The organism is Sphingomonas sp. Root720 (assembly GCF_001428605.1).
GTDB lineage: Bacteria > Pseudomonadota > Alphaproteobacteria > Sphingomonadales > Sphingomonadaceae > Rhizorhabdus.
On the sequence record NZ_LMID01000013.1, the window covers coordinates 70,640 to 91,010 of the forward strand.

General features: G+C 65.6%; 13 protein-coding genes. 3 read left to right on the top strand and 10 right to left on the bottom strand.

The annotated features are described in order from the left end of the window. Positions 1-159: 159 nt before the first annotated feature. From ASE22_RS17780 to ASE22_RS17800, 5 genes are all read right to left on the bottom strand, one after another. Positions 160-1,299 (bottom strand): hypothetical protein, encoded by a 1,140-nt coding sequence (locus ASE22_RS17780; protein ID WP_056362816.1) that lies wholly within the window; start codon positions 1,297-1,299, stop codon positions 160-162. Beyond that, positions 1,299-2,954, bottom strand: a complete 1,656-nt coding sequence (locus tag ASE22_RS17785) for a hydantoinase B/oxoprolinase family protein (RefSeq protein WP_056362819.1) — start codon at positions 2,952-2,954, stop codon at positions 1,299-1,301. Before ASE22_RS17785 ends, ASE22_RS17780 begins: the two co-directional genes overlap by 1 nt. Positions 2,955-2,957: 3 nt before the next feature. Then, complete coding sequence (locus tag ASE22_RS17790; RefSeq protein ID WP_056362821.1) at positions 2,958-5,030, bottom strand: hydantoinase/oxoprolinase family protein; 2,073 nt, start codon at positions 5,028-5,030, stop codon at positions 2,958-2,960. Positions 5,031-5,160: 130 nt separating this feature from the next. Continuing rightward, entirely contained in the window at positions 5,161-6,633 is a 1,473-nt protein-coding gene (gene pdxR / locus ASE22_RS17795; protein WP_056362825.1) for a MocR-like pyridoxine biosynthesis transcription factor PdxR, read from the bottom strand. A gap of 3 nt (positions 6,634-6,636) precedes the next feature. Next, positions 6,637-8,127 carry a peptide MFS transporter gene (locus tag ASE22_RS17800; RefSeq protein ID WP_056362826.1) on the bottom strand — a complete coding sequence of 497 codons (1,491 nt, stop codon included), beginning with the start codon at positions 8,125-8,127 and terminating at the stop codon, positions 6,637-6,639. Positions 8,128-8,460: 333 nt separating this feature from the next. Here ASE22_RS17800 and ASE22_RS17805 point away from each other — a divergent pair, with 333 nt between their 5' ends. The 3 genes from ASE22_RS17805 to ASE22_RS17815 all read left to right on the top strand — a co-directional run bounded on the left by ASE22_RS17805 (position 8,461) and on the right by ASE22_RS17815 (position 14,516). Next, the gene (locus ASE22_RS17805; protein WP_156397126.1) at positions 8,461-10,164 is read left to right on the top strand and encodes a M20/M25/M40 family metallo-hydrolase; all 1,704 of its coding nucleotides are present in this window, start codon (positions 8,461-8,463) and stop codon (positions 10,162-10,164) included. Positions 10,165-10,396: 232 nt separating this feature from the next. After that, positions 10,397-12,865: a TonB-dependent receptor gene (locus ASE22_RS17810; protein WP_056362833.1), complete on the top strand. Its 2,469-nt coding sequence runs from the start codon at positions 10,397-10,399 to the stop codon at positions 12,863-12,865. 61 nt (positions 12,866-12,926) lie between these two features. Then, the gene (locus tag ASE22_RS17815) at positions 12,927-14,516 is read left to right on the top strand and encodes a tetratricopeptide repeat-containing sulfotransferase family protein (protein WP_162248189.1); all 1,590 of its coding nucleotides are present in this window, start codon (positions 12,927-12,929) and stop codon (positions 14,514-14,516) included. A gap of 25 nt (positions 14,517-14,541) precedes the next feature. Here the strand turns inward: ASE22_RS17815 and ASE22_RS17820 are convergent, their stop codons facing one another. Genes ASE22_RS17820 through ASE22_RS17840 form a run of 5 tightly spaced genes read right to left on the bottom strand, consistent with a single transcriptional unit; the run spans position 14,542 to position 20,352 of the window. After that, the gene (locus ASE22_RS17820; protein WP_056362839.1) at positions 14,542-15,531 is read right to left on the bottom strand and encodes a dipeptidase; all 990 of its coding nucleotides are present in this window, start codon (positions 15,529-15,531) and stop codon (positions 14,542-14,544) included. Positions 15,532-15,542: 11 nt separating this feature from the next. Then, entirely contained in the window at positions 15,543-16,007 is a 465-nt protein-coding gene (locus ASE22_RS17825) for a LysR family transcriptional regulator (protein WP_056362842.1), read from the bottom strand. Then, complete coding sequence (locus ASE22_RS17830; protein ID WP_056362849.1) at positions 16,004-17,356, bottom strand: amidase; 1,353 nt, start codon at positions 17,354-17,356, stop codon at positions 16,004-16,006. The genes ASE22_RS17825 and ASE22_RS17830 overlap by 4 nt, the downstream gene beginning before the upstream one ends. Further along, positions 17,353-19,017, bottom strand: a complete 1,665-nt coding sequence (locus ASE22_RS17835) for a gamma-glutamyltransferase (protein WP_056362851.1) — start codon at positions 19,015-19,017, stop codon at positions 17,353-17,355. The genes ASE22_RS17830 and ASE22_RS17835 overlap by 4 nt, the downstream gene beginning before the upstream one ends. 30 nt (positions 19,018-19,047) lie before the next feature. Further along, positions 19,048-20,352, bottom strand: a complete 1,305-nt coding sequence (locus ASE22_RS17840) for a spinster family MFS transporter (RefSeq protein WP_056362854.1) — start codon at positions 20,350-20,352, stop codon at positions 19,048-19,050. Positions 20,353-20,371: the final 19 nt, after the last annotated feature.

Here is a 20,371-nt window from a genome sequence, read left to right on the forward strand (position 1 = left end):
TCGGGCGCCGCCAGCATCTCGATGCCGGACAGCATCTTGACCCAGTCAGTGGAATACCAACCGGACCGGAAAGCCGTTGAGCCGCGGCAATTGCTCACCGTTGTCCCGAAGGCGATCATCACCTTCCCATGGCGGGCATGGTCGATCGCCAGTTGGAAGCTATGGATACCGCCGCGCGGTGACGACGATGGCCAGGCCGATCGCGCCCACTGAACAGGCGATCGCGAACAATTGCAGACCGAACAGTCCGGTGCCGAGCAGGCGCGTGCCCAAGGCCGGCCCGGCCGCGAAGCAGCCCGTCTGAACGACGAGCCCGGCGACCGCGAGCCGCCCGCTGCCGTCGATCTCCGCGAGCAATCCCATGATGAACGAGAAGGCCGCCATCCATGCCAGGAAGGTCAGGGCGATCGCCGTGAGATAGCAGAACCAGGATTGGATGCCGAACAACGAGAAACTGAGCAGGCTGAGCCCCATCGCGGCGACGACCGGAAAGCGATGTCCCAGCCGGTTGCCGAAGACGACCGCGAGGCCGGCGCCCGCCAGGCCGAAGATCAGATTGAGCGTGCCGACTGCCTGCCCGATATCGACCTGCGAATAACCACGCCACACCCCTACCCGCTCCACGCAGCTCCAGATCGTCGCGAGCCCGAGGAAGAAGACACCCATGGTCAACAGGCCGAGCAGCGAACGGCCGTCGAGCAACCCCGGAGCGGGCATATCCGGATCGATCTCCCCCCGGCCCGAGGGCGGAAACCAGCGCAGCAGCAGCAATCCGATCGTCGCCACCAGCATCATCGGGACGATCAGTCCGGCCAGTCCGTAGCTTTCCGCCAGACGCGGACAGATGAAATAGCCGATCGACCCCAACGACAGCGACACGCAACCGAGGACGCCGAAACCGCGATCGGGATTGTGGCTGCTGGCCAGCGCGGCGCCGTTGATCGCCGTGGCCCCTTCCCCCAGTCCGACCACGCCCTGCCAGAAAGCCAGCGACTCTACGTCATGGACCAGCATCGACATCGCGTTGCCGATCAGGATGGCGACAAGGCTGCCGCCCGCGATCAGCCGCCAGTCGACCCGGCGCGTCAGCGGGACGATCAGCAGACAGCCGATCGTCGCGCCGCTCATCCGCAGTCCGGCGATGTCCCCCGCCGTCGCCAGCGGCAGCGCCAGCCGGTCTACCAGCAATCCGACGAGCAACGGCAGCAAGGCGAGGATGACCGATCCCGAAACGCCGGTCGACACCATCGCCGCCGTCGGCAGGATGCCCCCGCCGTCACGGCGCTGCCCGCCGGCCATCACGCCCCATATCCATAGACTATGCGAGCCCGCTCGGCAGTGATCAGGCCATCGTCGATGTCGGCTTGCACCCGCTCAGCGGTTCGGTTGCGCGGATCGCCATAGCCGGCGCCATGCGCGGTGTAGATCCGCACCCGGTCCCCCGGATCGAGCCCGACCTGAGCGAAGCGGGACGCTGTTTCGATCTTGCCGTCTGCGCGGACGAGTTCGGCATGGTTGAGCGATCCATCGCGGCCGTCCTTCATCCCCCAAGGCGGATAGACCGACCGCGTCTGGGTCAGGCTGGCGAGCAGCGTGTCGGGCGCCGCCACGACATATTCGACGCAAACGCCACGGCCGCCGCGAAACTCCCCCTCGCCGCCGGGCTCGTCGTGGAACTCATAACGGTCGACCCGGATACCGTTGCGCGCTTCGCAGATCTCGGCCGGCGAATTGCGGGCGTCGCCATTGCCGAAGATGCCCGAGGCCGGCTGCCCGTCGGCGTCATGCGCGGCGCCATAGCCGCCGACCTCCGGCACGACGAGGAAGACATCGGTGCCGCGTTCGGGATGGGTCGCGAGCATGCTGATCGCGTTGATCGATCCGACATGGCCGGCGGCCATGCGATCCGGGGCTAGGTCCGCGACCGCCTTCCAGACGAGTTCGGTGACATAGAGCGACGGCGGCACATACATGCCGCAGGCCGAACCCGGCAACGGATCGAACATCGAGCCCTTGTCTGTCAAAACGGTCAGCGCGCGGAAGCAGCCGCTGTTCGCCACCGCCTGCGGATCAGTGATCGCCTTCAGGACCAGCCCGGCGCAGACGAAGCTGCTGATATAAGGGCTGTTGTGCGATGTCGGGCTCTGTTCGGGATTGCCGCGCAGGTCGACGACGAAGCGGTCGGCGGTGATCGTGACGCTGCACTGCAGCCGGCGGCCGTCATCCATATGGTCTTCGGCATGATAGGTGCCCGGCGGCAGCTTGCGCAGCCCGGCCAGCGTCACCCGTTCCCCAATCGCGATCATCTCGGCCATCGCCAGGGCCAGCGCATCCGCGCCATAGCGCCCCGCGGTCTCGCCGAGACGGTCCGCGCCGAGTTGAACCGCCGCCACCATCGCCCACATGTCGCCCAGCGTAAATTTGGGCATGCGGCTGTTGGCCGCGATAATGTCGCGAACCGCATGGTCGAGGACGCCACGGTTGAACAGCCGGATTTCCGGCAGGATCAGTCCTTCCTGAAAGGCCTCGGTCGCCTTGTCGCTGATCCCGCCGGGAACCATGCCGCCGATATCGGTCCAATGCGCCTTGGCGACCACCCAGCCCGCTAGCCGCTCTCCGGCAAAGACCGGCTGCAGAGCGACGACGTCGTTGAGATGGGTGCCTCCGCCGCCGGTCGGCACGTTCGTCAGGAACAGGTCGCCCGCATGCACATCGTCGCCGAACTTGGCGATGACGGTGCGCACCGAATGGTCGAGGATGCCGACGAACATCGGGATGCCCGCGCCGTCGCAGACCAGATCGCCCGCCGCATCGGTCAAGCCGACACCGAAGTCGAGCGCCTCATAGATGACCGAGCTCATTGCCGTGCGACGCAGCGACGCGCTCATCTGATCGCAGAGCGCCTGGAAGCTGTTCTGGATGATGTTGATGGTGAACGGATCCTGCCGGGCCATCGATTATTCCCCCGCGATCGTGATGCAGATGTTGAAATGGGCGTCGATCGCCACAGCATCGCCGGGCGGAATCACCGTGGTGGTGCCGTCTTGTTGGACGATCGCGGGTCCGACGAACCGCATGCCGGGGCAAAGCCGCCTGCGATCGTAGATCGTGGCCGGGTGCAGCCCCAGCGCGTCGAAATCGACATTGCGGCTGCCGATCCGCGCGCAGTCGGCCGATGCCTCGCCCATCGCCTCATGCGACCATGCGAGATGGCTGACCCGCCCGAAAGCGGCGAGGTGGAGGTTGACGACCTCGACCCCAGTGTCGAGCCGATAGCCATATTTGCGGGCGAAGATCTCGCGGAAGTGTTCCTCGAATTCGTCGATCCGCCGCTCGTCGCGCAGTGAGCGGGGCAGCGGCACGCGCACCGTATTGTCCTGCCCGTCATAGCGCGCGTCGACGAACAGCTCGAGGTCGAGCCGCTCCATATCGGTCGCCAGTTCTTCGAACTCCCGTTCGGCCTGGCCGCGCAGATCATCGAAACGCGCGAGCATCTCGCCGACACTGTCCGGGGTCAGCAGCGCGGGCCGGGTCACGACATAGTCGCGGCGCAGGTCGGCCATCAGCATGCCCCAGGCCGAGAAGACCGCCGCCGCTGCCGGGATGACGACCAGCGGGATGCGCAGTTCGCGGGCCAGCAGTGCCGCATGCATCGCCCCGCCACCGCCGAAGGCGACCATCGCGAAGTCGCGCGGATCATGGCCGCGATCGACCGAAATCAGCTTCAGCGCATTGACCATATTGTGATTGGCCACCCGCAGCACACCGCGCGCCGCCTCGATCGCCGAGCAACCCAGCGGCTCGCCCAGCGCCGTGAACGCGGCCCGCACCGCCGCCATATCGGGATCGACCGCGCCGCCGCAGAAGCTCTCGCTGTCGATCCGTCCGGTGATCAGATTGGCATCGGTGGTGGTGGGACTGGTGCCGCCCCGCCCATAGGCCACCGGCCCCGGCGTGGCGCCGGCACTTTTCGGCCCGACATGCAGGACGCGATAATCGTCGATCCACGCGATGCTGCCGCCGCCATTGCCGATCTCGACGATATCGACCGTCGGTGTCATGATCGGATAGCCGGCGAAGCGGCGGTGCCGCTCGATATAATATTCGGTGGTGATCGGGACTTCGCCATCTTCGACCAGCGCGCATTTGGCCGTCGTCCCGCCGATATCGAGCGCGATGACATTGGGACGCCCGATCAACCTGCCGAGCGCCGCCGCCGCGAAGATCCCGCTGGCGGGACCGGACTCGACGATGGTGATCGGCCGCTCGACCGTGGCCGCAACCGAGTCGATCCCGCCATTGGACTGCATGATATGCAGCCCTGCGGTCATGCCCTGCGCCTTCAGTCCTTGATCGAGCGCGGCCAGATAGCGCTTCGCGGCGGGCTGCACATAAGCGGACAGGACGGTGGTGCTGGTCCGTTCATATTCGCGCCACTCGCGGGTGATCTGATGCGACGCGACCACCGACAGGTCGGGACGGAGCCGGCCGATCTCCTCGATCACGCGCCGCTCATGGTCCGAGTTGGCATAGCCGTTGATAAAGCAGACTGCGACCGCGCCGATCGCGTCCCGATCGAAGTCGGCCAGGATCTCAGGCAAGCCGCCGAGGTCGAGCGGGCGCACCACACAGCCCTGATAGTCTATCCGTTCCTCCAGCACCCGACGGTGCTTGCGGCGCACGAAGGGCGTCGGCTTTTCGAAGCGGATGTTGAAATAATCTGGGCAGTTGCCGCGCCCGATCTCCAGCACGTCGCGAAACCCCGCTGTGGTGATCAGCCCGGTCGGGGCGCCCTTGCGCTCGGTCAGCGCGTTGATGACCACCGTCGTGCCATGAACGAAGAACGCGGCGTCGCCGGCCGACAGGTCTGCGCGATCCAGCACGTTCAATATGCCCTTCTCGAAATCGGGCGGGGTCGTGTCGGCCTTGGCGCTGTGAATCGCGACCAGCTGGCCCGCCTCGTCCATCTCCTGGGCGACGAGGTCGGTGAACGTGCCGCCGACATCCGTAGCGATGCGCAATCTTCTCATGATGCTCCCGTCCCATGCGGATCATTCTCTGGATCCTGCACCAGCGGTGCGCCCGGCGGCCGACACGATAAAGACCCACATACCGGCGAGATGAAGGGCCCAGCGGGGCCCAGCGGCCGGGCGAGTTCGTTCACCCTGCCAGCTCCTGCATCGCGGCGGCCAGGCGACGAGCGCCATGGTCGATCTCACCCTCGTCGGTAGCGCCGAAGCCGAGCAGGATCGCGGGCCGACGCGTCGCCGTTTCCGCGCCGGTCGACACCGGGGTCAGGCCGACATCGTGCCGCATCGCGCACTGGACCAAGCGACGAACCTCGCCCGGCCCCATTTCCGCTTTCGGACGGGCGATCGCGTTCAGCCCGGCCGGCGGCAGGCGCAGCAGGAAATGGTCGGACAGATGCCGTTCGAACGCCGACGCCAGCGCGGCACGGCGGGCGGCATAGACGCGATGCATACGTCGGATATGCGTCGCCAGGGCGCCATCCTCGATCATCGAGGCGATGACCGGCTGCATCCCCATCGGCGGATGGAACTCCAGCTTGTAGCGCAGATTGGCGATCCGCCGCGCCAGCGCCGGCGGTGCGATCACATAGGAGACCCGCAGCGAGGGAAAGAGATAGCTGGAGAAGCTGCCGATATAGATGACCCGGCCGCTCTGATCGAAGGCGCGGATGGCCGGTTGCGACGTGCCCTCGAACATGAACTCGCAGCCATAATCGTCCTCGATCACCAACGCGTTGGCGTGGCGGGCCCAGTCGAGCAGCGCCTGCCTTCGTTCCAGGCTCATCACCGTGCCCACGGGATAGCAGGTCGATGGCGAGACGATCGCCATGCGGGCGCTGGGCGCGCGGACGATGCCTTGTTCGACGACGATGCCCTGCTCGTCCATCGGCACGACCATTGCGCGGCCACCTGCCATATGCACCGCCGTCGCCGCATTGGAGCAATTGGCCTCCTCCAGCCACACGCCGTCATTGCGATCGAGCAGCAGCTTGATGATCAGTTCGAAGCTCGCCGCCGTGCCGTTGCAGACGATGATGTCCGCCGGCTCGCAGACGATGCCGCGCTGATGCAGGACAAAGGTCGCGATCGCCCGCCGCAGCGGTGCGAAGCCAGCCGGATCATGATCGCGCAGCACATCCTCGCGGCTGCCGCGCCAGCTCTTCGCGAAGTGCCGGATCATCGTCTGGAACGGGAAATGCCGGGCGTCGGTCTCGTGCGGCCAGAAGGCACGCCGCTGCGTGGCGACCGACATCGGCAATATGTCGAGCTCATTGCCATAGCAGGACAGCGCGGTCTCGAAATCGGGATCGAGCAGCGTGGCGAGCTTGTCGAAACGACGGGCCGGCAACAGCTCAGCCGCGAAAGTGCCGCCCCGGATATGGGAGACGAGATAGCCTTCCGAGATCAGTTGATCATAGGCCTGCCGTACCGTGTTGCGCGAACAGCCGAGTTGCCCCGCCAGCAAGCGCGTCGCCGGCATGCGCTGCCCGCGCGGTGTCGTGCCGTCTTCTATCAGGGTCCTGAGTACGAGGCAGAGGCGGCGGTGGAGCAGCGGTTCGCTCGCTTCCGCCCAGGCGGTCTGGATGCGCGCCTCCAGCCCCATCGGTCAGACCCCGGCCGGCACCTCGGCACCCGAGGACCAGCCGCGCCAGCGCACGATGCCCGCGCCCAGTATCAGGACCAGGCCGATCGCAACGGCCATCCAGCCGATCTTCGAATAGACGATGGCGATATTGGCCATACCGCCTTCACCGCCCGCCGTGGCACTGGCGATCAGGCCGGCGACGAAGCTGCCCGCGGCATTGGCGAACGCCCAGCAACCAACCATGAAGCAGACCAGCCGGGGCGCCGACAGTCGCGTCACTGCGGCGATGCCGGTGGGAACCAGGCAGAGTTCGCCGGTGGTGTGCAGCAGATAGAGCAGCAGGATGAAGATCAACGGCACCTTGCCGTCGCCGCTCACCTCGATGCCGAGCACCAGGACGAGAAAACCCGCGCCGAGCTGGATCAGGCCGAGACCGAATTTGGTGCCGGTCGACGGCTCGAGCCGCCGCCGGCCCAGCCAGATCCACAGCGCCGCGAAGAAGGGGGCGAGCAGGATGATGTAGATCGAATTGAGCGCCTGGAACATCGAGGCCGGGATCGTCATACCCAGCACGACTCGGTCGATCTGACGCTCGGTGAACAGGTTCAGGGAAGACCCTGCCTGTTCGTAGAGAGCCCAGAACAGCACTGAAATCGCGATCATCGCGGTGACGATCGCCATGTCGCGTCGCGCCGGCCCATCGAGCGCGGTGATGCTGAACCATAGAATGTAAATGATCACCGCGACTGCCGCGACGATCAGCAGATATTCGACCGCGCCATGCTGCCGCATCATCACATACAGCAACGCGACCGCGGCCAGCGCGCCGATATAGATCCAGCTTTCCACCGACAGGCCGATCATGCTTCGCCGTAGACCAGCGTCGCGCGGCGGTTCGCCCAACCCGCCGAAATGGCGCGTTCCCAACAAGAATTGGAGGAAGCCGAGGGCCATGCCGATCCCGGCGGCGCCGAAGCCATAAGCCCAGCCCCAATTCTGCCCCAGCCATCCGGCGACGATCGCTCCCAGCGCAGCGCCGATGTTGATGCCGATATAGTAGAGGGTGAAGCCGGCCTCGCGGCGCGGATCGTCCCGGTCGTAGAGCGCGCCGACAAAGGCCGCGACATTCGCCTTCACGAAGCCGGTGCCGACGACGATGAAGGCCAGCGCGGCATAGAAAAGGATATCGCCGCCCAGGGCGAGCCCATCGTCGAGAGCGAGTAGGCCATGTCCCGTCGTCACCAGCACGGCCCCGGCCTGGATCGCTTTGCGATAACCGAGCCAGCGATCGGCCAGCACGCCGCCGATCAGCGGCGTGACATAGACCAGCGACGTGTAGGTGCCGTAAACCAGATAGGCGGACCGTTCGCCGAGGCCGAAATGGTCGATCAGGTAAAGGATGAGCAGCGCCCGCATGCCGTAATAGGAGAAGCGCTCCCACATCTCGGTCATGAAGAGGACGGAGAGCCCCCGCGGGTGCCCCAGCAGCGAATGCTGAATCTTGTTACCCAAGCCATCCTCCCCGTCCGGCCACCTGCATCATGCGCTCGGCTCGGCCGCCGAACACTCTTAGGAAAATTACTTTCCTGTGTATATATTGACTTTCTTCGATGGCGCCTCCTCTCCATTCCGTATGGGAAAGCCGACGAACTCACCTAAACGCCTTTGAAAACAGGCGTCATCGATCTACGATTCGCTCCAGAAGCCTTGTCCCGATCCTATAGAAAATTCTCACTTCCCGGTCCCACATAAGCTTCTATCGACAGCAAACCGTGAATTCATGCCCATAATGAAAGATACTTGCCTTTCATGCATTGATGTGGAATTGAACTACAGATTATTTCCGTGAGTAGAAAGATGTCGACCGTCGATCGCCCTCTCAACCTGACACTCGCCCTGCTGGGTCTTGCCGGACTGAGCGGTGGGGTCGCGCTCGCCGCACCGACGATCCGGCCCACGGCGCTGTCCGATCATGTGCGCACCCTCGCCTCCGACGATTTCGGCGGCCGGGAGCCCGGCACCCCGGGCGAGAAGCTGAGCGTCGACTATATCAGCCGGCAGTTCGCTGCCGCGGGATTGAAGCCGGGTGGCGATCTGCTGCCCGACGGCCGGCGAAGCTGGACCCAGACCGTCCCCATCGAGGAATATAGTCTCAGCACGCCGATCGACCTGTCGATCGACACCGACGGCCGGAAAACCACCCTGGTCCAGCGTCGCGACATCGTCGTGGGCAGCCGGGCCGATCTCGACCGGGTGGACATCAAGAACGCCCCCCTGGTCTTCGCCGGCTATGGCGTCGATGCGCCGGAAAAACAGTGGGACGATTTCAAGGGTGCCGATCTCACCGGCAAGATCGCCCTGGTTCTGATCAACGATCCCGATTTCCGAGTCGATCTCGATGGCCGCTTCGATGGCCCGGTGATGACTTATTACGGCCGCTGGGATTACAAGTTCAGCGAGCTCGCACGCCGCGGCGCCCGCGGCATCCTGATCATCCACGATCAGAAGGCATCGGGCGGCACATGGGCCGGCTGGGCCCGCTTCTTCGGCCTGCCCCAGCTCGACCTCCAGTCGACCGCACGTACCTCGAAAAACGCGCCGGTCGAAGGCTGGATCACCCGGGAGCAGGCCGTTCGTCTGTTCGCCGCCGAAGGGATGGACCTGGACGCCGAACAGCAACGTGCCTCCTCCCCCGATTTCCGTCCGATCGATTTCCGCCGGTCGCGCTTTTCGGCGCATTTCGGATTGCAGCGGCGCAACTTCGACAGCCGCAACGTGATCGGTCGGGTCGACGGATCGACCGCGCCCGACGAAAGCGTCATTTTCTCCGCGCACTGGGATCATCTGGGTCATATCGATGGTCCCGATGGCCGCAAGGTCGTCGCGCCCGGCGCGCAGGACAATGCGGGCGGCATCGCCGGCCTTATCGAACTGGGCCGGGTCTTCGCCGCCGCACCGCCGCGCCGACGTTCACTGCTGTTCGTCGCCTTCACCGCCGAGGAGAAAGGCCTGCTCGGCTCCGCCTATTTCGCCGAACATCCCACCACGCTGCTGCGCGGCATCGTCGCCGACATCAACATCGATGCGCTCGACATCAAGGGCGCCACCCGCGACATCAGCCTGTGGGGCAATGGGCGCAGCGGGCTGGAACCGCTGCTGGGCCGTGTGGCCAAGGCCGCCGGCCGTACGCTGGTCCGCAATCCCCGTTTCGACGATGGTTATTATTTCCGGTCGGACCATTTCTCCTTCGCGCGCCTGGGCGTGCCGGGCGTGACCCTGGGGTCGGGCCTGGACCTTCACGACGGCGGCCCGGCGGCCGGCAAGACGCAGGAAGACGATTATTTCGACAACCGCTATCATGGCCGCGGCGATGCCTGGTCGCCCGACCTCGATTTCAGCGGTCTCGCGACGGACATCGACCTGTTGGTGCAGTTCGGCCGTGCGCTGAGCGAGACGACCGATCGGCCCATGTTCGAACCGGGCTCCGCCTATTTCCTCGCCCAGTCGCGCCTGCTCGCCCAACCGGCGAAGAGCGAGGCCGGACCATGACCGGAAGGCCGTATCCACCCGGTTGATCCGGACACATCGAACATGGTCGGGATCGCCCACAGGTTGCTGTCTTCCAGCGGCCCGGCGGCTCTCGTCCCGAACGGATCGAGACGGGTGCGGCGGTGCCGCCCCTCTCGCCACCCGCCATCGTCGGACCGGCCTGGCGCCGCCACGATGGCCAAGACCAACGAACCGCCGATGGCGCCAACAAAAACATCTTGGGGAGTGAACTATGAAAGACGGATATCGCAACAGCCGGCACGCCCTGCTGCACGGGAGCGCCATGCTGCTGGCGCTGTGCTCGACGACGGCCTTCGCACAGAATGCCTCGACCAGCGCCTCGGCCGATGACGACCAGCGGGCCACGTCGGAGATCGTCGTCACCGCCACCCGCCGCGACATGACGGTGCAGTCGGCGCCGATCAACATCGCGGCCGTCGGCGGCGATCAGATCCAGAGCCAGGGCCTCACCAACCTTCGCACGCTGACCCAGCTGACCCCCGGCGTGTACATCCCCGAAACCGGCCCGCGCGCATCGTCGCTGATCGTGTTTCGCGGCCTCAATTCCAACCCGCTCGGCCTGACCGAATATTCGAACGGCGGCGGCGGCACCGTCGCGACCTATGTCGGCGAAGTGCCGCTCTACATCGACCTGCGGCTGAACGACATCGAGCGGGTCGAGTTTCTCGCCGGTCCGCAGGGCACGCTCTATGGCGCCGGCACGCTGGGCGGCGCCATCCGCTACATTCCGAAGCGCGCGCAGTTCGACCGGATCTCGGGCGAGGTTCGCGGCAATGTCTATGGCTATACCCATGGCAGCTCGGTCAGCACCGATCTCGGCGCGACGCTGAACCTGCCAGTCAGCGAGACCTTCGCGCTGCGCGGCTCGATCGATCGGCTGAACGACCGCGGTTTCGTCGACCAGCCCTTCATCGTACGGCAGATCGGCGTGTCCGATCCCGATCCGGACTTCACCAACCCGGCGGCGGTCAACGCCAATCTGCGGCGCGCCAAGGACGTCAACACCAACGAGACTCTCTCGGGCCGCCTCGCTGCGCGCTGGAAGCCGTCGGATGCCTTCGACGCCAACCTGACCTATTATTATCAGCGGTCGCACAGCGACGGCCGCCAGGCGAGCAACCGGGGGCTCACCAACTTCCCGGTCCCGATCGGCAAATATGAAATCGCCCGCCGCACCGAGGAGCCGAACACCCGCACCAACCAGCTGCTGTCGCTGGAAATGTCGGCGGATCTCGACTTCGCCCAGCTCACCTCCTCGACCGGACGCTCCTGGTATCGCGACCATGGCAATCGCGATCAGACCGACCTGCTGATCGGCCTCGAATATGGCTATGAGCTGTTTCCCTCTTTTGCGATGCGGACCCGTGAGGACGGCCGCCAGAACCGGTTCATCCAGGAACTGCGGCTGGTTTCCAAGTCGGACGGCCCCTTCAGCTGGATCTTCGGCGGCTTCTACAGCCGCGCCAAGACCTTCCAGTCGAGCAAGGAGTTCACGCCGGGCTACAGCGAATATCTCTTCTCGCTGGGACAGGCCGCCCAGATCCGGCCCGACAGCCTGGAATATATCAACGTTATCCGCAGCCGGCTGACCGAGATGGCCGCTTATGGCGAGCTGTCCTACAAGGTCACGCCGGAATGGCAGGTGACGGTCGGTGGCCGCTATTATGACTATAAGCTGCGGACCCAGCTCGCCACCGATCTGCCGCTGTTCAAGACGATCACCGGCCGCGCCGGGCCGAACGACATCATCTTGAACTTCACCCCTGGCGGGCAGAGCGACAACGGTTTCCTGTACAAGGTCAACACCTCGTACAAATTCTCGCCGGATGCGCTGGTCTACGCCACCTATAGCCAGGGGTATCGGATCGGCAATTCCAACGCGACTCCGGCCTGCCCCACCCCGCTGCCGGCGAACCAGATCGTCTGCGCCCTGCCCAACGAGCTGGAGTACAAGCCCGACAAGACGATCAACTACGAAATCGGCGCCAAGACCCAATGGTTCGACCGGCGCCTGACCCTCAACGTCGCGGCCTATTACATCAAGTGGAAGAATCCGCAGATTTCTTCGGTCACACAGAACGGCTTCCAGGGGATCACCATCAACGGCGGCGGTGCCGAGACCAAGGGTGTCGAGCTGATGCTGGCGGGACGCCCGACCGACCGGCTGTCGATGCGCTTCTCCTACGCCTATACCGATCCGCAGCTGACGAAGGAGACGCCGCGGATCATCCCCTTCATCACACCGCCGGGCTTCCAGAACACGATCGACTATGAGGACGGCCAGCCGGGCGATCGTCTGCCAGGTTCGCCGCGCCACACGGCCAGCGTCAACGTCGAATATGCCTATCCGCTCGGCGACGGCCTGACCCTCACCGGCGCCTATCTCGGCACTGGGCAGAGCAATGTCGAAACCCGGATCGGCGGCCGGGCCGGGTCCTATACGATCAAGGGCTTCACCCGCCACGATCTCTCGCTCGCCCTCGACGGCGAGAGCTGGACGGTCACCGCTTATGTGAACAACGTCTTCAACAAATATGCGGAATCCGGCGCATCCTTCTATCCGCCGGCCTATAATCAGGTGGTCAAGGATGCGGGGGGCGGAAACGTCTATGTCCGTTCCTTCTTCACCTATATCCTGCCGCCGCGGCAGTTCGGCCTGCGGTTCAGCAAGCGGTTCTGACCGGCAAGCGGGCGGCGGTCATCCGCCGCCCGCCATGGTTCCGGACGATCCAGGAGTTTCGATGGCACTGGCGAAAGGTTTGGGACAGGACAGTCAGGCGACGATGCTGGCCCGGCATATCGCTGCCAACGAGTGGCGCGATGCGCACGGCATCGCGCTCGATCTGCTCAGAGCCGACGCCGGCGACGATCGCGCCGTTGCCGCGCTGGCGACGATTGCCGAAGCCCATGGCAATATCGGCAAGGCGGCCGAGCTTTTGACGCGGGCGCTCGCCCGTCGGCCAGACGATGCCCGCTATCTGATCCGGCAGGCGAAGCTGTTCCTGCTGCTGAGCCGCACCGAGGACGCGCGATTGGCGGCGCTACTGGCCGCGCGCCAGACAATGCCGGACATGGAGAGCGCAGACGATCTAGGTGTCGTCCTCGCGCGGGTCGAGGAACATGAGGAAGCCGCGCGCATCTTCCGCATCGCGACGCAGGGCGACGGCGCCCGCGCCGCCACTTGGCGCAATCTCGGCAACGTCCTCCAGTTCTTGGGCGAGCTGGCGGAGGCGAACGGCGCTTATGAACAGGCACTCGTACTCGATCCCGACGACAGCCGCAGCTGGTTCGCGCTCATTCATCTCCGGCGCCAGGGCGAAGCCGACGAGCCCCGGCTGACCGCGCTCCTTACCCTGTGGGAGGCGCGGGGTCAGGATGCCGACGATGCCCTTCGCATCGGCCACAGCATCGCAAAGCTCCACGAGGATCGCGGCCGCCACGACGCAATGATGACCTGGCTGCATCGCGCCAAGTCGACCAAGAAGACGCTGGTCCGCCACGATCCCGACGCCACCGACGCGCTCTACGCCCTCGCCGCTCGGGCGCCCCGCCCCGCTCCATCGACACGCGCGCCGGAATCGCAGGCGTCGCCCATATTCGTCACCGGCCTGCCGCGATCGGGCACGACCCTGGTCGATCGAATTATCGGCGCACATCCCGACATGGTCGGCGTCGGGGAATCTCCCGCCTTCTCACTCATCGTTAAAAGGCTCGGCGGCAGCGGCACCGACCGAGTCCTCGACGCGGCGACACTGCAGGCGGCCGGGCGGATCGATTCCGATCGACTGGCATCGCTCTATCTCGAAACGCTGAGCGCCCGCACAGGCGGCAAGCGGACCGTCGACAAGATGCCGCTCAACATCCTCTATGCCGGGCTGATCCACAGCGCCTTTCCCGATGCGCGGATAATCTGCCTGCGCCGCCATCCGCTCGACGTCATCCTCGCCAACTACCGGCAGATGTTCTCGGCCGAGTTCGGCTATTACGACCATAGCTATGATCTGGCGCATATCGCCCGATGGTATGTCGCCTTCGATCGGCTGGTCGCCCACTGGAGCGCGACCTTGCCAGCCGGTCGGTTTCTCCAGATCGACTATGAAGCGCTGGTCGACGATCAGATGGGCTCGACGCGGCGCCTGCTCGATGCCTGCGGGCTCGGCTGGGACGACGCCTGCCTGAACTTCCACAAGAACGGTGCCGCCGTTTCGACGGCCAGTTCGGTGCAGGTCCGCGAACCGATCCACAATCGCTCGGTTGGCGCGTGGCGTCGCCATGCCGACGCGTTGGCGCCGGCGATGGCGGAACTGGACCGGGCCGGCATCGCCTGGTGACCCCGCCTCTGGCGCACCGATAGCGTTAGCGGAGGTCGGTCCAGACCTGCCCCGCCACGCGCAGCAGATTGCCCCCCTGGATCCCGGCGAGATCGGCTTCGCCATAGCCGCGCCGGGCGAGAATATCGAACAGCTCGGGCAGTTCCTCCGGCTCGATCACGCCATGGTCCCGCCGCTCGCCATAACCATTGCCCGCCGGCCAGAAGAAGGACTCCGTCGGTATGGCACCAGCGACATGGCTGGGCACCTGATAGCCATAGTCGCTGCCGATCCCGACATGCGCCACCCCGACAAGCTGGGCGACATGATCGATATGATCGGCCATGCGCAGCGCGGTAGCGGGTCCTTCTCCCAAGAACAGGGCGATGCCGTTGATGCCGACCACCCCGCCGGTCGCGGCGCAGGCGCGGATCAGGTCGTCGGGGATATTGCGCGCATGCGGCCATATCTCCGCCGCGTTGGAATGGGAGAAAATACAGGGTCGCCGGCTCATCGCCAGCACATCGCGTGCCGTACGATGCCCGGTGTGGCTCAGGCATTTGACGATGCCGAGATCGTCCATCTCCGCCACCGCGAGGCGACCGAGGTCGCTCAGCCCCTCGTCGATATCGTCATGCACGCCCGATCCCACGCCGTTGCGACGATTATAGACCATCAGCACCCAGCGAACGCCCAGATCTCGGAACAGCGATAGCACATCGGTCCGCTCGCCGAGCGAATAGAGGCCCTCGACATTGAAGCCGACGGCCAGCTTCCCCTCCCGCCGGGCGCGATCGATGTCAGACAGATTTTCGATCAGCAGGAAGCGGTCGTCATGCTCGCGCAGCCAGCGCCGGGCGAAGGCTGCCATCCGCACGATCGATTCCAGCGTGCAGTCGGCATCGCCGATGTTCAGCATCACGACGTTGAAGCCCAGTCGCCGATGCCTCTCCAGCTGCTCGATCGCCGCCGTACCGGGATCTTCCGGCAGATAGACGTGATTGTCCCACAGAAGGGGCGCGCGATGGGATGACATGCTCTTCCTCTCTACGGTCGCGGACGGCCGTCCGGCGTCATGGTGTTAGTCTGGATCAGGCGTTCGAAGGCCTTGGCCGACAGACTGATCGATCGTTCCTTGTGCCGGAGGCAGACGAACTTGCGCACCGTCAGCGCCCCTTGTGCGGCGTGGAGCAGCGCCCTGTCGAGCGCGGGATCGACCACGAGTGCCGACAGCGCCGCGACCCCGACGCCTTCGATCACCGCTGTGCACACCGCTTCATTCGACGGCAGCACCATCACGACGTCCAGCGCGGCGTCCAGGAAGCCACGGCCGATTTCGGTCAATATGATCCGCCGGCCGACCCGATCAAACAAATGAACGCCATGGCGCCCCTCCAGCGCCGCGATCGCCGCGCTGGCAGCGGATTGGGTGATGTTGAGCGCTTCGGCAGCGCGGGTGACATGCTCCTGCTCGGCGACCCCAACAAAAATGCGAAGCTGCTCGAGCTTCATGCTGCCCCGGCGAGCATCGCCTCGGCCCAGCCGGCAAGTGACAGTATCGTCGCATCGCGGCCATGCGCACCGGTGAAGCTGATGCCGACGGGCGCATAACCGGGGCGGGTAGCAGGAATGGTCACTGCACAGCCATCGATGAAATTGGCGACGGCGGTGTTGCGCAAAATCAGCCCGTTGGTCCGGCAATACGCCTCATAATCCTCTAGGTCGGCCTCGCGCGGCGGCACGATCGCGACAGTCGGTCCGACGATCGCGTCGAGACCGTCGGTCAGCATCGCGAAATGGTCGATCAGCGCGGATCGGATCCCACGCAATTCGGCCAGCAGCCCCGGCGCGGCATCGCGCCCCTTCTCGAAACGGACATAGACGCGCGGGTCCATCCGGTCAGCGATGCGCATGAGCATGTCGCCATGGCGTCCCCACCCTTCGAGCGTCGCGAAACTGCCTGTAGCCGTGAGTTGCCCGGCCAGTTGCAGCGCATCCTTCGGCAGCGGAAAGAGATCGGCCCCCGCTTGTTCCAACAGGGTCAGCGCATGCTCATAGGCGGCCAGAACCGTCGCATCGCACCCGTCGAGCAGATAGGCGGGCGCGAGGCCCAGCCGCCATCTCCGCCCTGGCGTTTGCAGCGGTAGCGGTGCATCCGCGAGGATGGCGTCCACCGCGTGACAATCCGCAACCGAGCGCGCCAGCGGGCCGAGCGAATCCAGCGTTGCCGAAAGCTCGAAACAGCCGTCGCGCGGCACCCGCGCTGCGGTCGGCTTGAAACCGACAAGGCCACAGAAGGCGGCCGGCACGCGGATCGACCCGCCGGTATCGCTGCCGATCGCGGCCACCGCCATGCCATCGGCGACCGATACCGCCGCCCCGGACGAGGAGCCACCCGCGATCCGACCTTCGGCGCGGCGCCAGGGCGAGCGCGGATTGCCGTAGTGTGGATTGAGGCCAAGCCCGGAAAAGGCGAACTCGGTCATGTTGGTCCGACCGACGATCGCAGCGCCTGCCGCGCGCAGGCGCTGGACGATGGGCGCATCTTCGGCGGCCGGCGTCGCGTCGCTCAGGGCGATCGCACCGGCGGTCGTCGCTTCGCCGGAGACGTCGCACAGATCCTTGATCGAGATCGGCAGGCCGTCGAGGGCCGACCGCGCCGAGCCGCTCGCAAAGCGGTCATCGGACTGCCGTGCCGCCTGCCGCGCCGCATCGACATGGATGCGGGTGAAGGCGCGACCACCCTCTCCATCCGGCCGAAGCGCCTTCTCCAACGCCTCCTCGACCAGAGCCCGGCTGCTGATCGTTCCAGACCGTAGCCCCGCGCCCAGCGCGGCGATCGATATATTCGCGCCGATCATGCCCGGATGCCGTCGGCGACGCCGCAGCGACGCGGATCGGCGCTGGCGCCGAGCTGGCCGCCCGGGCCGTCGCGGAAGCACATCTGGAACGAACCCATATGATATTCATAGGGCGATATCGCGCGGGTGTTGACGCCCCAGGACGCCAGCCTGTCGAGCGTGTCGGTCATCAGCCGATCCTCGACGGTGACCGATCCATCCTCGTCCATCGGCAACATGCGGGCGCCGTCCTGCGCCGCAGTCACGTCGAGCCCGAAATCGAGCAGGTAGGTCAGCATCTGCGGAATAGTGAAATAGACGTTGCCCGGCGTGCCCAGCGACAGCACCGGCACCCCGTTGCGCAGTACGAAGGTCGATCCCAGCGCGCGGCGCATGCGGGTGCCGGCGACAAGCTTGGCGTCCATATTGCCGCTCATGCCGGTGAAGGTCGCGTGCGATCCGCACATCGGAATACCCTCGACCACCATGCCGGGGATACCGCCCGACTGCATCGTGTTCATCATCTGCACCCAATTGCCCTCGGCATCGACGATGCTCAGCTCGCAACTGCTGGGCGGCAAGGCAGGCGACGTGATTGCGCGGGTCGGCCGGCCGGCCTTGGCGCTGCCCGTCGCCGTCAGTCGGACATGTTCGGTCAGGTCGATCGCGGGTCGGAGCCCGCCGATCATCCGCGCGCCTGCGCGCTGGAAGTCGTCGTCGAGTAGCTGATCGAAGGCATAGCTGCCCACCATCGGGTCGCCGAGGAAACCGCAATGGAACAGCCCCAGGCGCAGCGCATGTGCCATGTAGAAGATATGCTCGGCCGAGCCCGGCGCATGGTCGGCAATGCCGAGGTGGCGGAGCACGCCCAGCACATAGGCGCAATAGAGCGCCTGCTGTTGCGGCGGGGCGAGACCGACGATCTCGTGCGCGCCATGGGTGAAGCGCAGCGGCTCAACCCAGCGTGGCGGGGTCTCCACCATATGCGCCATGGTGATCGGCCAGCCCATGGCGTTGGCCTTGTCGACGAAGGCGCGTGCCCAGCCGCCGCTGATCATGTGATCGGGGCCTTCCTCGGCGACGCGACGCAGCGTGCGCGTCATGGCGGCATTGCCGAAACGCTGCCCCACCGGCGTGAAATAGCCGCCCGGCAGATAGAATTCCCGGCCCTCCGGGAAATAGGTCAGGAAATGCTCCTGCCCCGCAGTGATGCCATATTCGAAGCTGGAGACCGGATGCCCCTCGTCCGCCCAGCGGATCGCATCCTCGCATAGCGATGCCCAGTTCCGCGTGGCGAAACGATCGTACATCGCCTTCAGGCCCGGCATGAAACCGGGGATGCAGGCGGACAGATGGGTGGCCGCGAACCCGTGCGTCATCTTCGGCAGCGGGCGGAAGGGGGCGATCCCGCCCGGAAAGGTCCCGGTGCTGTCGAGCTGATGATAGCGCCCCGTCTTCGCCTCAAAATAGAGGAAGACGACGGTGCCGGCATGGTTGGTCATGAACGGCTCGACCGCAGCCTGGACCATGCACCCGGCGATGGCGGCATCGACCGCATTTCCGCCATCGCGCAGGATCTTCATGATCGTCTCGGTGACGATCGCGCTGTCGGTGCTGCACGCAGCCTTCAGACCGGTGACGGGAACTCGGGGACCCGGGTTCAGGATATAGGGATCGGTCATGGCATGTCCCATCGATCGTGCAGCCCCATATCAGGCCGGCCGGTGGCTGGCCCGCGCGCTATCGGCGAGCAGGGTTCTGGTGGAGAATATGTAGAGCAAGGCCGGCACGGCGTTGAGCGCCGATACGCTGATCAGCGCATAGCGCAGCGCATCATCGCCCCTGGCCGGCCGGAAGAAGTCGCTGAGCGTGCCCACCAGCAACGGGCCGAGGCCCAGGCCGAGGACGCTGGTCAGCGCCAGCGCCAGTGCGGAGGCCAGCGCCCGGCAACGCGGATCGGCGACGTTCATCTTGGTGGCGAACAGAGCCCCGACCGGGATGTTCGCGGTCACTGACATCGCCGCGAACAGTGCCAGCGACAGGCCGAGGTCGGGCGTGGTGAAGACGAGGATCATGCCCACACCGACGACGACATGGACGATCGCCGCCAGCCACATGCTCCAGCGTTCGTCGCGGCGCATCAGTATCTGGGTGACATAGCCGCCCGAAAGCAACCCGATCGCGCTGCATATGCCGACGACGGTGGCGATCGCCGCGCCCACCTGCGCCGCCGTCATGCCATGGGTGCGCATATAGAAGGACGGCGTCCAGTTCTGGACCCCGAAGATCACCAGATTGCTAAGCGCCCCGGCGATCGAGATCAGGACATAGCTGCGCGTCGTCAGCAGACTGCGCAACGCTTCCCCGGTCGACATGGCTGCGGCCTTGCCCTCGAGATTGTCGAAGCGTCCGCGCGGCGGTTCGGGCACCAGCAGGCGGACCACGACCGCCGCGATCAACCCCGGCACGGCCAGCAGCAGCAAGGTGCCGTGCCAGCCATAATGGACGACAAGGAAACCGGCACCGCCGATGCCAGCGACCTTGCCCAACATGCTGCCCGCCGAAAACATGGCAAGCGCGAAGGCGCGCCGGTCGTTGGGGAAATAGTCCGAGATGATCGACTGGCCGGTAGGGATGCACCCCGACTCTCCGGCGCCGACGCCGATCCGCGCCAGGAAGAGCTGCCAGAAATTCTGCGCGAGCCCGCCCAGCCCGGTCATCACACTCCAGAGGGTGATCGAGCAGATCAGGACGTTGCGGCGGACGCCATTGTCCGCCCAGCGCGCGATCGGCAGCGCGAACAGCGCATAGGAAAGCGAGAAGGCCAGACCGGTCAGCAGACCGAGCTGGGTGTCGGACAGGTGCATGCTCTCCTTGATCGGCTGGATCAGCACCGACATGACCCATCGGTCCATGTAGTTGACCGAGTTCACCATCGCCAGGACGAGAAGCACCACCCAGGCACGTGCGGTCACCTTCGACGCTCCGGCCGCCGGGTGCGTCAACGGGCCGGCCATGCCCGTTTCCCTATGATCA

What these genes read in the sequence shown, in the direction of transcription:
- ASE22_RS17780 (WP_056362816.1), bottom strand. Translation starts at nt 1,299, where the DNA reads ATGGCCGGCGGGCAGCGCCGTGACGGCGGGGGCATCCTGCCGACGGCG.
- ASE22_RS17785 (WP_056362819.1), bottom strand. Translation starts at nt 2,954, where the DNA reads ATGGCCCGGCAGGATCCGTTCACCATCAACATCATCCAGAACAGCTTC.
- ASE22_RS17790 (WP_056362821.1), bottom strand. Translation starts at nt 5,030, where the DNA reads ATGAGAAGATTGCGCATCGCTACGGATGTCGGCGGCACGTTCACCGAC.
- pdxR (WP_056362825.1), bottom strand. Translation starts at nt 6,633, where the DNA reads ATGGGGCTGGAGGCGCGCATCCAGACCGCCTGGGCGGAAGCGAGCGAA.
- ASE22_RS17810 (WP_056362833.1), top strand. Translation starts at nt 10,397, where the DNA reads ATGAAAGACGGATATCGCAACAGCCGGCACGCCCTGCTGCACGGGAGC.
- ASE22_RS17815 (WP_162248189.1), top strand. Translation starts at nt 12,927, where the DNA reads ATGGCACTGGCGAAAGGTTTGGGACAGGACAGTCAGGCGACGATGCTG.
- ASE22_RS17820 (WP_056362839.1), bottom strand. Translation starts at nt 15,531, where the DNA reads ATGTCATCCCATCGCGCGCCCCTTCTGTGGGACAATCACGTCTATCTG.
- ASE22_RS17825 (WP_056362842.1), bottom strand. Translation starts at nt 16,007, where the DNA reads ATGAAGCTCGAGCAGCTTCGCATTTTTGTTGGGGTCGCCGAGCAGGAG.
- ASE22_RS17830 (WP_056362849.1), bottom strand. Translation starts at nt 17,356, where the DNA reads ATGATCGGCGCGAATATATCGATCGCCGCGCTGGGCGCGGGGCTACGG.
- ASE22_RS17835 (WP_056362851.1), bottom strand. Translation starts at nt 19,017, where the DNA reads ATGACCGATCCCTATATCCTGAACCCGGGTCCCCGAGTTCCCGTCACC.
- ASE22_RS17840 (WP_056362854.1), bottom strand. Translation starts at nt 20,352, where the DNA reads ATGGCCGGCCCGTTGACGCACCCGGCGGCCGGAGCGTCGAAGGTGACC.